Source organism: Streptomyces sp. DvalAA-43, assembly GCF_900091725.1.
Taxonomy (GTDB): Bacteria; Actinomycetota; Actinomycetes; order Streptomycetales; family Streptomycetaceae; genus Streptomyces; species Streptomyces pulveraceus.
This window is the reverse complement of the sequence record NZ_FMBW01000044.1, coordinates 57,749-72,633: the sequence shown is the minus strand read 5'-3', so window position 1 is coordinate 72,633 and position 14,885 is coordinate 57,749. Positions and strand designations below refer to the sequence as shown.

12 protein-coding genes are annotated in these 14,885 nt (G+C 71.8%); 6 read left to right on the top strand and 6 right to left on the bottom strand.

All coding sequences use genetic code 11. The features are described from left to right. Nucleotides 1-215 precede the first annotated feature (215 nt). The gene (locus GA0115234_RS17080) at nt 216-1,412 is read left to right on the top strand and encodes a cation:proton antiporter (protein WP_093542546.1); all 1,197 of its coding nucleotides are present in this window, start codon (nt 216-218) and stop codon (nt 1,410-1,412) included. Nucleotides 1,413-1,640: 228 nt separating this feature from the next. Here the strand turns inward: GA0115234_RS17080 and GA0115234_RS17075 are convergent, their stop codons facing one another. Beyond that, complete coding sequence (locus tag GA0115234_RS17075) at nt 1,641-2,786, bottom strand: PP2C family protein-serine/threonine phosphatase (RefSeq protein WP_093542544.1); 1,146 nt, start codon at nt 2,784-2,786, stop codon at nt 1,641-1,643. Between the two features lie 104 nt (nt 2,787-2,890). On the opposite strand from GA0115234_RS17075, the gene GA0115234_RS17070 reads away from it, so the two are divergent. Then, a complete protein-coding gene (locus tag GA0115234_RS17070; protein WP_093542543.1) occupies nt 2,891-4,123 on the top strand; it encodes a GNAT family N-acetyltransferase in 1,233 nt (410 codons plus the stop codon). 43 nt (nt 4,124-4,166) lie between these two features. Here the strand turns inward: GA0115234_RS17070 and GA0115234_RS17065 are convergent, their stop codons facing one another. Further along, nucleotides 4,167-4,976, bottom strand: a complete 810-nt coding sequence (locus GA0115234_RS17065; RefSeq protein ID WP_093542541.1) for an Fpg/Nei family DNA glycosylase — start codon at nt 4,974-4,976, stop codon at nt 4,167-4,169. 96 nt (nt 4,977-5,072) lie between these two features. After that, nucleotides 5,073-5,561 carry a ribose-5-phosphate isomerase gene (locus GA0115234_RS17060; protein WP_072483643.1) on the bottom strand — a complete coding sequence of 163 codons (489 nt, stop codon included), beginning with the start codon at nt 5,559-5,561 and terminating at the stop codon, nt 5,073-5,075. Between the two features lie 271 nt (nt 5,562-5,832). Here GA0115234_RS17060 and GA0115234_RS17055 point away from each other — a divergent pair, with 271 nt between their 5' ends. Together GA0115234_RS17055 and GA0115234_RS17050 are read left to right on the top strand one after the other, a co-directional pair. Continuing rightward, a complete protein-coding gene (locus GA0115234_RS17055; protein WP_093542539.1) occupies nt 5,833-7,314 on the top strand; it encodes an amino acid permease in 1,482 nt (493 codons plus the stop codon). 71 nt (nt 7,315-7,385) lie between these two features. Beyond that, the gene (locus tag GA0115234_RS17050; RefSeq protein WP_093542537.1) at nt 7,386-8,696 is read left to right on the top strand and encodes an FAD-binding oxidoreductase; all 1,311 of its coding nucleotides are present in this window, start codon (nt 7,386-7,388) and stop codon (nt 8,694-8,696) included. Here GA0115234_RS17050 and GA0115234_RS17045 read toward each other — a convergent pair. Beyond that, nucleotides 8,677-9,273 (bottom strand): biotin transporter BioY, encoded by a 597-nt coding sequence (locus GA0115234_RS17045; protein ID WP_093542535.1) that lies wholly within the window; start codon nt 9,271-9,273, stop codon nt 8,677-8,679. The genes GA0115234_RS17050 and GA0115234_RS17045 overlap by 20 nt on opposite strands. Nucleotides 9,274-9,704: 431 nt before the next feature. Between GA0115234_RS17045 and GA0115234_RS17040 the strand changes: the two genes are divergently transcribed. Beyond that, nucleotides 9,705-11,123: an amino acid permease gene (locus GA0115234_RS17040; protein ID WP_093542534.1), complete on the top strand. Its 1,419-nt coding sequence runs from the start codon at nt 9,705-9,707 to the stop codon at nt 11,121-11,123. On the opposite strand, the gene GA0115234_RS17035 is transcribed toward GA0115234_RS17040, so the two are convergent. Together GA0115234_RS17035 and GA0115234_RS17030 are read right to left on the bottom strand one after the other, a co-directional pair. Beyond that, nucleotides 11,113-11,817: a histidine phosphatase family protein gene (locus GA0115234_RS17035; RefSeq protein ID WP_093542533.1), complete on the bottom strand. Its 705-nt coding sequence runs from the start codon at nt 11,815-11,817 to the stop codon at nt 11,113-11,115. The two genes, GA0115234_RS17040 and GA0115234_RS17035, sit on opposite strands and share 11 nt — an antisense overlap. Before the next feature lie 61 nt (nt 11,818-11,878). Next, nucleotides 11,879-13,306, bottom strand: a complete 1,428-nt coding sequence (locus GA0115234_RS17030; RefSeq protein WP_093542531.1) for an FGGY-family carbohydrate kinase — start codon at nt 13,304-13,306, stop codon at nt 11,879-11,881. A 153-nt stretch (nt 13,307-13,459) separates the two neighbouring features. On the opposite strand from GA0115234_RS17030, the gene GA0115234_RS17025 reads away from it, so the two are divergent. Continuing rightward, on the top strand, nt 13,460-14,884 hold the full coding sequence (locus GA0115234_RS17025; RefSeq protein ID WP_093542529.1) for an ABC transporter substrate-binding protein: 1,425 nt from the start codon (nt 13,460-13,462) through the stop codon (nt 14,882-14,884). The last annotated feature ends 1 nt before the right edge of the window (nt 14,885 follow it).

Here is a 14,885-nt window from a genome sequence, read left to right as displayed (position 1 = left end):
CAGGTCGTGCCGGGGGCAGGCGGGCGGCGGCGGGCGGGGTACCGGCGTTTCCCCGGGCGATTCCCGAGTGTTCTCCCGGGAGATCCCCGGGCGATTCCCCAGGTGGAACAGTTGCAACGTCAATCGTTCGGTAAACTAATTACTGACGCTTCCTTGACGTTCTCTTGACCTAGCGAAGGACCGGGCTCATCGGACACGCAGACACGCTCATCGCCATGGGCGGCGCCTTCCTGGCCGCCGCCGTTCTCGCCCGCGTCGGCAGCCGCATCGGACTGCCGACCATCCCCCTGTTCATCCTGGCCGGAATCCTGCTCGGCCCGCACACACCCGGCATCGTGCTCGTCGCCGACCCGCACGAACTGGAGATGCTCTCCGCGCTCGGCCTGGTGCTGCTGCTCTTCTACCTCGGCCTGGAATTCCACCTCGACGACCTCAAGACCGGCGGCCGCAAGATGGCGATCGCCGGCGGCACCTATCTCGCCCTGAACGTCGGCGCCGGGCTCGGCTTCGGCTTCGCGCTCGGCTGGGGCACCTCCGAGGCGCTGGTCCTCGCCGGTGTGCTCGGCATCTCCTCGTCGGCCATCGTCACCAAGGTCCTGGTCGACCTGGGCCGGATCGGCAATCCGGAGACCAAGCCGATCCTCGGCATCATCGTGGTCGAGGACGTCTTCCTCGCCCTCTACCTGGCCGCGCTCCAGCCCATCCTGTCGGGCGCCGACAGCCTCTCCGCCGCGGCGGTCGACGGCGGCAAGGCCTTCGGCTTCCTGCTGCTGCTCGCACTGGCCGCCCGGTTCGGCACCCGGGTCATCGGCAGGCTGATCAACACCCGTGACGACGAACTCCTCGTCATCTCCTTCCTGGGCGCCGCGGTGTTCGTGGCGGGCGTCTCGGAGTGGTTCGGGGTCGCGGACGCCATCGGCGCGTTCATGGTCGGCCTGATGCTCGGCAGCACGACCTCCGGCGAGCGCATCCTCAAGCTGGTCCACCCGCTGCGCGACGCCTTCGGCGCGATCTTCTTCTTCGCCTTCGGGCTCTCCATCGACCCGGGCGACCTGCCGACCGTGCTGTGGCCGGTGCTGGCCGCCGTCGCGGTGACCCTGGCCATGAACGTCCTCGCCGGGCTCGCCGCCGCGAAGGTGTACGCGTTCGGCCCGCAGGCCACGGCGAACATCTCCACCACGCTGGTGGCGCGCGGCGAGTTCGCCCTGATCCTCGCCACGATGGCGGCGGCCGCCGGGTTGGACGAGCGGCTCTCCCCGTTCATCGCGGGCTATGTGCTCCTCCTCGCGGTTCTCGCACCGCTGGCGGCCGGGCGCTCGCACTGGCTGGCCCGCGTCCTGCCGGGCGGGCGGGGCCGGGGCGAGGGCAGTGACAGCGAGGACGGCGCCGGAAAACTCCCGGTCCCGGCCTGAACCGACTCCCGCGGCGCTCCGGGTACGGGGAACGGGCCTTACCGGCCCCCGTACCCGGCAACGCCGGCGTCCACGTTCCGGTGATGGACGGACCGCCGTTGACCCGCGCCCGGTTCGGTCCGTTTACGTACGGTTCAGTATCTGCGCAACCCGTTTACGTACGGTTCGGTATCTGCGCGACACCGTCCGCGTACGGTTCAGGATCTGTGCACGCCGCCCGCGTACGGTTCAGGCCGTGCGCGACAGCAGCAGCAGTGCCCGGTCGTCGTTGACGTCCTTGGCGCAGGCCTCGATCAGGTGCCAGGCCGCGCCCTCGAATCCGGTGGCGACATAGCGGTCGGCCTCACCGGTCAGCCGGTCGATGCCGTCCGCGATGTCGCGGTCCGACGCCTCGACCAGGCCGTCCGTGAAGAGCATCAGTACGTCGCCGGGGGCCAGCGACCCCTTCACGGCGTCGAACTGCGCCCCGTCGTACACCCCCAGCAGCGGCCCCTCGGCCGCCTTCTCCTCCCACTGGCCGCTGCCCGAGTGGAGCTGGAGGGCGGGCGGGTGCCCGGCCGACAGGAGCTCGTAGTCGCCCGATTCGAGGTCCAGGACCAGATGGATCGAGGTGGCGAACCCCTCGTCCCAGTCCTGGCGCAGCAGATAGCCGTTGGCCGCCGGGAGGAAGCCGTGCGGGGGCAGCGAGCCGAGCAGGCCGCCGAAGGCCCCGGACAGCAGGAGGGCGCGGGAGCCCGCGTCCATGCCCTTGCCGGAGACATCGGTGAGCACGGCCTCCAGGGTCCGCCCGCCGTTGGTGCGGGCGGCGACGACGAAGTCCCCGGAGAAGGACTGCCCGCCCGCCGGGCGCAGCGCCATCTCGCGGTGCCAGCCCTGCGGCAGCCGGGGCAGGGCGCTCTGCACCCGGATACGTTCGCGCAGGTCGAAGAGCATGGTGCCGCCGCGCCGCCACGGCACGCCGACCCTGGCCCGGAACTGGGCGAGGACCAGCCCGAAGAAACCGCAGGCCGCGACGACCAGGACGATGCCTGGGGTCACCCGGGCCGGGCCGTCGCCGTACGGGCCCAGTCCGACCGACTCCACGATCAGGGCGGTGGCGGCGGTCGCGTACAGGCCCAGCAGGCTGGCCGGGCGCAGCAGCAGGCCGCCCGCGACGATCGGCAGGACGAGTGCGGCCGGTGAGCACCAGGTCGGATCGAGGAGTGTGGCGGTGGTGATGGCGGGAATGGTCAGCAGGAGGCCGACCAGCGCGATCCAGTCCGAGCCGTCGCCGCGGAAGTAGTCGACCCCGGACTTGCGCAGCGCGATGCGTGCCCGGTGCGCCGATTTCCGCAATCGGGCCGGGTACGTGTCTGCTCCTGCGCGACGGGCCATTGCCGGGACCCTATCTACCCGGCCGCCCGAGGTGCAGGGGGACCCCGTGACAATGCGTTCGAAATCGGTTCGCTCTGCCGCCGCGCCCCTGGTAGGCATGGCCCATGACTACTGAGCTTCGCGTACTGCGTCCGTCCGAATGGAACCAATGGTTCGAGTGTCTTGAGCTGGCGTTCGGCGGAGACCCGGAGACCCCCGAGGAGCGCGAGCTGTTCGAGCAGCTGACCGAGCACGAGCGGTCGCTCGGCATCTGGGACGGTGACGACGTGGTCGGCACGGCGGGGGCGTTCAGCTTCCGGGTCGCGGTGCCGGGCGGGGCGCTGGTGCCCGCCGCCGGGATCACGATGGTGAGCGTCGCCTCCACCCACCGCAGGCGCGGGCTGCTGACCTCGATGATGCGCCGCCAGCTGGACGACATCCGCGCGCTGGGCGAGCCGTTCGCCGTGCTGACCGCCTCGGAACCGGCGATCTACGGCCGGTTCGGATACGGCGCGGCCTCGAAGCAGATGTCCCTGACGATCGAGAAGGACCGGATCCGGCTGGACGTGCCGCCGGGCACGGACGAGGTGCGGCTGCGCCACGCGAAGCCGGACGAGGCGATGGCGGCGTGCGAGAGCGTGTACGAGCAGCTGGTCTCCGGCCGCCCCGGCGTCCCGGCCCACGGGCCCGGCTGGGAGCGCAAGCCCATGATCGACCCGGTCTCCAGCAGGCAGGGCTCCTCGGCGCAGCAGTGCGTGCTGGCGGAGCGGGACGGAGAGCTCCTCGGTTATGTGACCTACCACATCAAGCCGGAGTGGGAGCCGGCCGGTCCCAAGGGCACCGTCGTGGTCAACGACCTGGCCGCGCTGGACCCGGCGGTGTACGCGGCGCTGTGGCGGTTCGTCTTCGACATCGACCTGATGAGGACGGTCGTGGCCCGCAACCGGCCGGTCGACGACGCGGTGCTGCACCTGGTGTCGGACGTGCGGCGGTGCAACATCCTGGTCCGCGATTCGCTCCATGTCCGCCTGGTGGAGCTGGGGGCGGCGCTGGAGGCGCGGACGTACCGGGGCCCGCTGGACGTGGTGTTCGAGGTCGAGGACGCGTTCTGCCCCTGGAACGAGGGGCGTTGGCGGCTCACCGCCGACGAGAAGGGCGTCGCGTCGTGCCGGCGCACCGAGGACCCGGCCGATCTCGCGCTCACGGTACGGGAGTTGGGTTCGGCGTATCTGGGCGGCGAGTCGCTGAGCTCGCTGGGGCTGGCCGGGCGGGTACGGGAGCTGCGGGCGGGCGCGCTGGCCCAGGCGTCGTCGGCGTTCCTGTCGGACACGGCCCCGTGGCTGCCCCGGGGGTTCTAGCGGCTCTCCGAGGGCTGTCCCGTGCTCCCCGGCGGGACGGCCCTCAGGCCTTCTGGCACCCAGGGCACCAGAAGAGATTGCGGGCGGCGAGGTCGGCGGTGCGGATCTCGCCGCCGCAGATGTGGCAGGCCTGGCGGGCCCGGCGGTAGACGTACACCTCGCCGCCGTGGTCGTCGACGCGCGGCGGGCGCCCCATGGCCTCGGGCAGGTGCTCGGGGCGGACGGTGTCGATCCGGTTGTTCCGTACGCCCTCGCGCATCAGCACCGCGAGGTCCGCCCAGATCGCGTCCCACTCCCCGCGCGTGAGGTCCCTGCCGAGGCGGTACGGGTCGATCCCGTGCCGGAACAGCACCTCCGCGCGGTAGACGTTGCCGACCCCCGCGACGACCTTCTGGTCCATCAGCAGGGCCGCGACGGTGATCCGGCTGCGCGAGATCCGCAGCCAGGCCCGCTCGCCGTCCTCGTCGCTCCGCAGCGGGTCCGGTCCGAGGCGGTCGTGTATCGCGCGCTTCTCCGGGTCGGTGATCAGCGCGCAGGCCGTCGGGCCGCGCAGATCCGCGTGGTGCTCGTCGTTCAGCAGGCGCAGCCGGACCGTGTCGGTGGGCGGCGGGGCCGGGACCGTACCGAATCCGAGCTTGCCGAACAGGCCCAGGTGGATGTGGACCCAGCCGGCGCCCTCGAAGCCGAGGAAGAGGTGCTTGCCGTGGGCGTCGACATCGGTGAGGGGCCTGCCGTCGAGCAGCGCGGCACCGGCGGAGAACTTGCCCTGCGGGCTGCTCACCCGCACGGGCCGCCCGGCGAACCTGCCCCGGTGGTCCGCCGCGAGGCGGTGGATGGTGTGTCCCTCGGGCACGGTGGCGGCTCTCCTCGGTGGGACTCGGTGGGATACGGGCGGCGCGGAGAAATGGCTGTGCCGCCGGGGGTACCGGCGGCACGGGGGTGGGGGCGGTCAGCCCTGCTGCGGGTGGTGGGCCGGGATCGGGGGGAGCTCGCCGGTGGTCTCGTACGCCGTCAGCATCTCGATGCGACGGGTGTGACGCTCCTCGTTGGAGTACGGGGTGGCGAGGAAGATCTCGACGAACTTGGTGGACTCCTCCACCGAGTGCATCCGGCCGCCGATGGCGACCACATTGGCGTTGTTGTGCTCGCGGCCCAGTGCGGCGGTCTGCTCGCTCCAGGCCAGCGCGGCACGGACGCCCTTGACCTTGTTGGCGGCGATCTGCTCGCCGTTCCCCGAGCCGCCGATCACGATGCCGAGGCTGTCCGGGTCCGCGGCCGTCCGCTCGGCGGCACGCAGGCAGAACGGCGGGTAGTCGTCCTGGGCGTCGTAGATGTGGGGGCCGCAGTCGACGGCCTCGTGGCCCTGGGCCGTGAGCCACTCGACGAGGTGGTTCTTGAGTTCATAGCCGGCATGGTCCGAGCCGAGGTACACGCGCATGTATCCGAGTGTGGCACGTGCGACGCGGGGTAGCCGCCATCGGGGTCGGAACGTTCCGGCCGGTCCGCCGGGGAGCCGCGGCGGACCTCCTGTGATCACGATGTGCGGGTCGCGTGTGAGCGGGGCCACTCCGGCAACGATCCGGTCAACGTTCCGGAAGAAAGGGTTCCGTTTCTGCCCTTCGGCGGGCTTCAATGCATCACTCGCTGCCGCACCCCACTGCCGCGGCCGGGCACGCACCGCGTGATCCGAGAACGTAAGGATTCGATCCATGACGTCGCAGACGACTACGGCCGGGCCGGGCCGCCGGCCCGACGAGCCGGACCGGTCGAACGGGCCGGACACTCCGGACTCCCCCCACTCCTCCGACGGTCTCCAGGCGGGACTCAAGAACCGTCATCTCTCGATGATCGCCATCGGCGGAGTGATCGGCGCGGGCCTCTTCGTGGGCTCCGGCGCCGGTATCGCCGCCGCGGGACCGGCCATCCTGCTGTCGTACGCCCTGGTCGGCCTGATGGTCGTCTTCGTGATGCGGATGCTCGGCGAGATGGCCGCGGCCCGCCCCAGCTCGGGCTCCTTCTCCGCCTACGCCGACCAGGCGCTGGGCCGCTGGGCCGGTTTCTCGATCGGCTGGCTGTACTGGTTCTTCTGGGTCGTGGTGCTCGCCGTCGAGGCCACGGCGGGCGCCAAGATCCTGGAGGGCTGGGTGCCGGGCGTCCCGCAGTGGGCGTGGGCGCTGATCGTGATGGTGGTGCTGACCGCGACGAACCTGGTCTCGGTCGGTTCGTACGGCGAGTTCGAGTTCTGGTTCGCCGGGATCAAGGTCGTGGCGATCGGCGCCTTCGTGGTCGTCGGGCTGCTCGCCGTCTTCGGGGTGCTGCCCGGCTCGGACAACCCCGGCGCGGGCTTCGCGCACCTCACCGACAGCGGCGGGTTCTTCCCCGAGGGGCCGGGCGCGATCCTCACCGGTGTGCTGATGGTCGTCTTCTCCTTCATGGGCAGCGAGATCGTCACCCTCGCCGCCGGTGAGTCCGAGAACCCGCAGCGCGCCGTCCAGAAGGCCACCAACAGCGTGATCTGGCGGATCGCGGTCTTCTACCTGGGCTCGATCCTCGTCGTGCTCACCCTGCTGCCGTGGAACGACCCGTCGATCGTGAAGGACGGCAGCTATGTCGCCGCCCTGAACTCCATCGGCATCCCGCACGCCGGCCAGGTCATGAACGTCATCGTCCTCACCGCCGTGCTGTCGTGCCTGAACTCCGGCCTCTACACCGCCTCGCGGATGGCCTTCTCGCTCGGCGGCCGCGGGGACGCGCCGAAGGCGTTCGCCCGGACGAACAAGCGGGGCGTGCCGCAGGCGGCCATCCTGTCCTCGGTCGTCTTCGGCTTCGTCGCGGTGTTCTTCAACTACCAGTGGCCCGACACCGTCTTCCAGTTCCTGCTGAACTCCTCCGGCGCGGTCGCCCTGTTCGTCTGGCTGGTCATCTGCTTCACCCAGCTGCGGATGCGCGGCATGATCCTGCGCGAGTCGCCGGAGAAGCTGGTCGTACGGATGTGGCTCTTCCCGTACCTGACCTGGGCGACCATCGCGATGATCTCGTTCGTCCTGGTCTACATGCTCACCGACGACAGCGGGCGCGAGCAGGTGCTCCTCTCGCTGCTCGTCGCGGCGCTGGTGGTGGCCGTCTCGCTGGTCCGCGAGGCCAGGAACCGCAGGAACGGCACGGCCGCGAAAACGCCCACCCATACCTGACGGCCGTTGTCAGGTTTACCGGAAAGGCTCTCCCCGCAACGCCATCGAGCGAGCGATCGGAGAGCCTTTCCATGACCACCGCCCCTGCCCCCGCCGGTTTCCAGACCGGTTTCGCGGTCCGGCCCGACCTGGTCGTCGAGGCCGCCCACGCCGACGACGTACGGACCGCCGTGGCCCACGCCGCCGCGCGCGGACTGCGGGTCCATGTCCACGCCACCGGCCACGGGCTGCCCGGGGCCGTCGAGGGCGGGGTCCTGATCAGCACCCGCCGGATGGACTCCGTCGTGATCGACCCGGTCCGCCGCACCGCCCGGATCGGCGCGGGCACCACCTGGGCGCAGGTGATCGAGGCCGCCGCACCGCACGGGCTCGCCCCGCTCAACGGTTCGTCCCCGTCGGTCGGCGCGGTCTCCTACACACTCGGCGGCGGGCTGGGGGTGCTGGCCAGGGAGTTCGGCTACGCGGCCGACCAGGTGCGCGCGCTCGACGTGGTGACGGCCGACGGGGTGCCGCGCCACGTCTCCCCGGACAGCGAGCCCGAGCTCTTCTGGGCGCTGCGCGGCGGCGGCCACCGCCTCGGCGTGGTGACCGGCATGGAGATCGGCCTGGTCGGGGCCGCGCGGCTGTACGGCGGCTCGGTCGCCTTCGACGGGGAGGCGGCCGGGACGAGCGCCACCGAGGTGGCCGGCCGCTATCTGGAGTGGGCCGGGACCCTGCCCGACACGGTGACGTCCTCGCTGGCGGCGCTCCAGTACCCCGACATGCCCCAGCTGCCGGAGCCGCTGCGAGGGCGGTACGTGGTCTCGGTGCGGGTCGCGTACACCGGCAGCGCGGCCGAGGGCGAGCGGCTGGTGGCGCCGCTGCGGGCGATCGGGCCCGTGCTCGCGGACTCGCTGCGGGAGATGCCGTACACCGACAGCCACACCATTCACAGCGATCCGCCGTTCCCGCACGCCTATTACGGCGACAGCGTGGTGCTCGGCGATCTGGACGGGGGGAGCGCCGCACGGGTGCTGGAGCTGACCGGGCCGAAGGCCCCGATGATGACCGTGGTCCAGATCAACCACCTGGGCGGCGCGCTCGCCGCACCGCCCGCCGTCGACAACGCGGTGCCCTACCGCGAGGCAGGGTTCCTGGTGCGGCTGCTCTCACCGCTCGACGGCACGGACGTGGCCTCGGTACGGGCCCTGTACGCGGAGGCCGCCGAGGGGCTCGCCCCGGCCGCCCTGGGCCGTTCGCTGAACTTCTCCTTCGGCGGCGGGGACCGGACCGAGGGCTTCCACGACGCGCGGACACGGCGGAGGCTCGCCGGTCTGGTGTCGCGTCACGACCCGGCGAGCCTCTTCGGGGGGAGTTACGGCGTCAGCCCCGGCGGCCGATGAGCTTCCAGGCGGCAGGCAGCGCGCCCATGGCCAGCGCCGCCTTCAGCGCGTCGCCGAGCAGGAACGGCACCAGGCCGGCCGCGATCGCGGCGCTCGCCGACATGCCGGTGACCAGTGCCAGGTACGGGACGCCGACCGCGTAGATGATCGCGGAGCCCAGCACCATCGTGCCCGCGGTGCGCAGCATGGAGCGGTCGCCGCCGCGCCGGGCGAGGCCGCCGACCACGGAGGCGGCGAGCAGCATGCCGAGGACGTAGCCGAAGGAGGGGAAGCCCATTCCGGAGGCGCCCTCGGAGAACCACGGCAGGCCCGCCATGCCCACCAGCGCGTACACCGCGAGGGAGAGGAAGCCGCGGCGGGCACCGAGCGCGGTGCCGACGAGGAGCGCGGCGAAGGTCTGGCCGGTGACCGGGACCGGGGAGCCGGGGACCGGCACGGCGATCTGGGCGGCGATGCCGGTGAGCGCGGCGCCACCGAGGACCAGGGCCGTGTCGACGGCGTAACGGTGCCTGGCGGCGGGCAGCAGGTCGGCGAGGACCGCTCCGGTGCGGGCAGGGGCGGCGGCAGCAGTGCTCATCGGGACTCCGCGGGGGTGAGGGCAGGTGGGGGACAGACTGAGGCCGACGTTAGCCCACGGGTTAACGCCCGATCACCATCCGTGGCCCACAAAGCGACGACCGAGGCCTTGGTGGGGTTCACACAAAGGCCGGTACGCAATCACGCGGTGGCGTGACACTCGTCACTGAGGTGGGGGCGGAGCGGCTCGGATTCGGCGGGGAAGCGCCACCGGGAGGGACTGTAGGGTCTCACCAATTCCACACGGGCCCCCTGCCGACTCCGTACCGGCTCCGGCCCGGATCGGCCGGCGGCGCCCTCCCCGTGTCCGGGTGTGCACCTTGTGTGAGCATCGTGCCCGTATAGCGGACAACGGTTCCCCGTCGCCGGGGCGCGTGCCCAGACTGTCCGCGCACGTCCCCCCACGTATCACCTACCGAACAGAGCTTGTTCATGTCGCGGAATTCCGTGTCTCCCCCCACCGGCTCCCCGGCCGCCGTCTCCGACGCCGGGGCCGATTCGGCTCTCACCCACGGGCTCAAGCAGCGCCATCTGTCGATGATCGCCCTCGGCGGTGTCATCGGCGCCGGACTCTTCGTCGGCTCGGGCGCGGGCATCGCCGCCGCCGGACCGTCGATCATCGTCGCGTACGCCGTCTCCGGGCTGCTGGTCATGCTCGTGATGCGCATGCTCGGCGAGATGTCGGCGGCGAACCCGGCCTCCGGCTCCTTCTCCGTGCACGCGGAGCGGGCGATCGGGCCGTGGGCGGGGTTCACCGCGGGCTGGGCCTTCTGGGTGCTGCTCTGTGTCGCCGTCGGCCTGGAGGGCATCGGCGCCGCGAAGATCGTCACCGGCTGGCTGCCCGGCACCCCGGAGTGGGCCTGGGTCGCGCTGTTCATGGTGGTCTTCCTGGGCACCAACCTGGCCTCGGTGACGAAGTTCGGCGAGTTCGAGTTCTGGTTCGCCGCCCTCAAGGTCGTGGCGATCTCGCTCTTCCTGGTCCTCGGCGTACTGGCGATCCTGGGCGTGCTGCCCGGTACGGAGGCCCCCGGCACCGCGAATCTCAGCGGTGAGGGCGGCTTCCTGCCGAACGGCTCCGAGGGCCTGGTGATCGGACTGCTCGCCTCCGTCTTCGCGTACGGCGGTCTGGAGACCGTCACCATCGCCGCGGCCGAGTCCGAGAACCCGGTGCAGGGGGTCGCCAGGGCCGTGCGGACGGCGATGTGGCGGATCGCGCTCTTCTACGTCGGCTCGATGGCGGTCGTCGTCACCCTCGTCCCGTGGGACGACCCGAAGGTCGTGGAGGTCGGCCCGTTCTACGCGGCCCTGGACCACCTCGGCATCAGCGGCGCGGCCGAGATCATGAACGTGGTCATCCTGATCGCCCTGCTCTCCGCGATGAACGCCAACATCTACGGCGCCTCGCGGATGGCCTGTTCGCTGGTCGGCCGCGGCCAGGGCCCGAAGCGGCTCGGCCGGATCTCCTCGGGCGTCCCGCGCACCGCGGTCCTGGTCTCGTCCGTGTTCGGCTTCCTGTGCGTGCTGCTCAGCTACTGGCGCCCCGACGACGTGTTCCCGTGGCTGCTCAACATGATCGGCGCGGTGATCCTGGTCGTCTGGATCTTCATCGCCGTCTCCCATCTGATCCTGCGCACCCGGCTGGAGCGCGTGGCGCCGGAGCTGCTGGTGGTACGGATGTGGTTCTTCCCGTTCCTGACGGTGGTGGCGCTCCTCGCCATGGCAGGCATCTTCTTCCTGATGCTCCGCCAGCCGGACACCCGTGACCAGCTGGTGGCGACCGGCGCGATGACCCTGGTGCTCTGCGCCGTCGGTGTCGTACGGCAGCGGCGGGCGGCGTCCGTCAAGGGCTGACGCCCGGTACGGGGGGCGCGTCCGGGGCTCCGGGGGCGCCGGGAGCCTCCGGCGCGCAGGGCACGTTGAGCGTGTCCGGCGCGCAGGGCACGTTGAGGGAGAGCAGCGCACCGCCCTGCTCCCCGATCCTCAGCTCGCTCACCGCCCCGTTCAGCAGCCGGGGGAAGACCCGGCGGTAGGCGCCCAGCGGGATCGACAGCAGTTCGCACAGGACCAGCCGCAGCAGGGTGTTGTGCGCGACGACCAGCACCCGCTGCCCCGGATGCCCCGCCGCGATCCGGCGCAGCGCCGCCGCTCCCCGGGCCGCCGCGGCCCGGGGGTCCTCGGCCCCGGGAAAGGGATGGGCCACCGGGTCGGCGCGGTACTCCCGGGCCCGCTCCGGCTGCCCGGCCGCGAATTCCGCCAGGGTGCGCCCCTCCACCTCGCCGAAGTCGCATTCGCGCAGCTCGTGTGCGCGCCGGGGGGTGAGGCCGAGCGCCTCGCACGCGGGGCGCGCGGTCTCGATCGCCCGGCTGAGCGTGGACGTCCAGATCGCGTCGACGCCGTTCCGGGCCGCCCAGTCGCCCAGCTGCCGGGCCTGGCGGCGGCCCTCGTCGGTGAGGGCGATGTCGCTCACCCCGGCGTAGCGGTTCTCCGCGTGCCAGACGGTCTGCCCGTGACGGGCGAGCAGCAGGGTGGCCGGGCTCCTGGTCATGGTCTCTCCGTTCGAGTTCGAGTTCGAGTTCGGGTTCGGTTCCGGGTCCCGTTCCGGGGCGTCATGGCCGCTCCGTTCGGGTCCGGGCGTGGGCGGCGACCGGGCCGGGGAGCCAGCCGCGTCGCTCCAGTTCGTCCACCAGAGTGAGGTACGGCTCGGTGTACCACGCCGTGCGCACCGGGTGCGGGTGCAGCACGTGGCGCAGCCGCACCATCGCACCCGCCGTCCTGATCAGGCTGGTCCCGGGCCCTGCCCCGTACGCGGCGAGGATCGCCATGCCGAGGGCGGGCTCGCTGTACCGCGGGATGGCCACGGGCCGGCCCAGGATGTCGGCGCGCAGCCGGCTCCAGTAGCCGCTGCGGGCCGCGCCGCCGGTGAGGGTGAGCCGACCGTGGTTCTGGGCGCCGAGCAGGTCGAGGTAGTCGAAGCAGAGCCGTTCGACCAGGCCCACGCCGGTCAGCAGGGCCAGCCAGTGCTCGGCCTCGGAGGCGGGCTCGCCGAGCAGGAACCCGGTGGCCTCCGGTGCCACGAAGGGGAACCGCTCCCCCGTCGCCACCAGCGGATACGCCACCACCCGCGCCGGCTCGTGGGCGCGGGCCAGCGCGTCCATGCGGATCGGGTCCACCGCCGGGAAGGCGGCCGTCAGCACCCCGCCGCCGACCCCGGAGGCCCCGCCCGGCAGCCAGCTCCCGTCCGGCGCGCGATGGTTGTAGACGACCCCGGCCGGGTCCTCGACCGGGGACGAGGTGACCCCCTTGAGGACCAGCGTCGTGCCGAGCACCGCGTTCCAGGAGCCGACGTTGAGCGAGCCGGAGGCGAGCTGCGCCGCGCACCCGTCCGTCATCCCGGCCACGATGGCGGTGCCCGCCGGGATCCCGGTCTCCTCCGCCGCCACCCGCCCCACCTCACCGATCCTGGTGCCCGGCCGCACCACGTCCGGGAACAGCCCGTCGGGCAGGCCCAGCCTCCCGAACCTCCGCCGCGGCCAGTCGTCCCGCTCCAGGTCGTAGCCGGTCTTCAGGGCATGGCTGGAATCGGTGGGCAGCGGCGTCCCGGCGAGCCGGGCCAGGACCAGATCGGCCTGGTGCATCACCCGTACGGCGTCGCCCGCCCCTCCCCCGTACTCCGTCAGCAGCCACATCACCTTGGGCAGCGCCCAGCTCGGCGGGGCCTTCGCCCTGGCCGCCTCCGCGACGGCCCGCCCGTCGTCGTACATCACCCCCGGGGTCAGCGGCCGCCCCTCCCGGTCGCCGAGCAGCACGGTGCCGGAGGTGGCGCAGACGGCGAGCGCACGCGGGGCGGGGCAGTCGCGCAGCGCCTGCCGGGTGGCCGCGCACACGGCCGTCCACCAGTCGGCGGGCCGCTGCTCATGCCGTACGCCATCACGTCTGCCCGTGAGCGGGGCCGAGCCGCTGCCGAGGATCTCGCCGCGGTCTCCTGCCACCACCGCCCGGACGCTCTGCGTGCCGAGATCGATGCCCATCCACATATCGGTCCCCTCTGTGAAGTTCTCACTCTGCACCGAGAATTTCCGTTGCGCGAGGGATTGACGGCCAACTTCCGTTGTTCCAAGCTCTGTTAACCAGTCGATTCAACGTGTGAACGCCCCCACCCATCTCCGGCCGGACCGTGGAGGTCACGGATGGACATGCACGCGCACGACCGGCGGCGGTTCCTCGCCCTCGGCGCGGCCACGGCCGCGTCCGCCGCCCCGCTGCTGACCGCCTGCGGCACGGGCTTCGGCGGCGGGACCAAGAGCGACGGCTCCGCCGCCGACGACGTGACCGGCTCCTTCGACTGGAAGCGGGCCGAGGGCAGAACGGTCAAGGCGCTGCTCAACAAACACCCGTACACCGACGCGCTGATCGCCGACCTGAAGGCGTTCACCGGGAAGACCGGGATCAAGGTCGAGTACGACGTCTTCCCCGAGGACAACTACTTCGACAAGCTCACCGTCGACCTCTCCAGCGGACGCGCCTCCTACGACGTGTTCATGCTCGGCGCGTACATGGTGTGGCAGTACGGGCCGCCGGGCTGGCTGGAGGATCTCGGCCCGTGGATGCGCAATTCCTCGGCCACCGGTCCCGACTGGGACCAGGAGGACTTCTTCCCCAACCTCCTCGCGGCCGACCAGTGGTCGCTGAAGGCGGGCGCGCCGCTCGGGCGGGGCGGGCAGTACGCGCTGCCGTGGGGCTGGGAGACCAATGTCGTCGCGTACAACACCGAGGTGTTCCGGAAGCTGGGCCTGAAGCCCGCCGAGACCTTCGACGAGCTGCGCGAGGTCGCCGGGGCGATCACCCGCCGGGCGCCGGGGGCGGGCTTCGACGGGATGTACGGGGTCGCGGTGCGCGGCTCGCGCAGCTGGGCGACGATCCATCCCGGCTTCATGACGATGTACGCCCGCAACGGCCTGAAGGACTTCACGGTCGAGGGCGGGAAGGTGAAGCCCGCGATGAACTCCCCGGAGGCGATCGCGTTCACCCGGGACTGGGCGGAGATGGTGAGGAAGGGCGGGCCGCCGTCCTGGACCTCGTACACCTGGTACCAGTGCTCCAGCGACCTCGGGGCGAAGAAGGCGGGGATGCTCTTCGACGCGGACACCGCCGCCTACTTCCAGGCGGTGAAGGGGGCCTCCCCCGCCTCCGGGAAGATCGCCTTCCACCCCGGCCCCCAGGGCCCCGGCGGCTCGCTCGACACCAATATGTGGATCTGGTCGCTCGGCATGAACGCCAGGAGCCGCGACAAGTCCGCCGCCTGGCTGTTCCTCCAGTGGGCGACCGGCAAGGAGCACCTGCGCAAGGCCGCGATCGAGTACAGCCACATCGACCCGGTGCGGAAGTCGATCGGCCAGGACGCCGCGTACAAGGACAAGATGCGGGGCTTCCCGGGGTTCATCGAGACCTTCGAGGCGGTCGTCGACCGGACGCGGATCCAGTTCACCCCGCAGGAGCAGTTCTTCGACGCGACGACCAGCTGGGCCGCCGCGCTCCAGGAGATCTACGGCGGGAAGAACGCCTCGTCGGTGCTGAACGGCCTGGCCGGCGACCTGGCGTCGAAGGTCGGCTGAC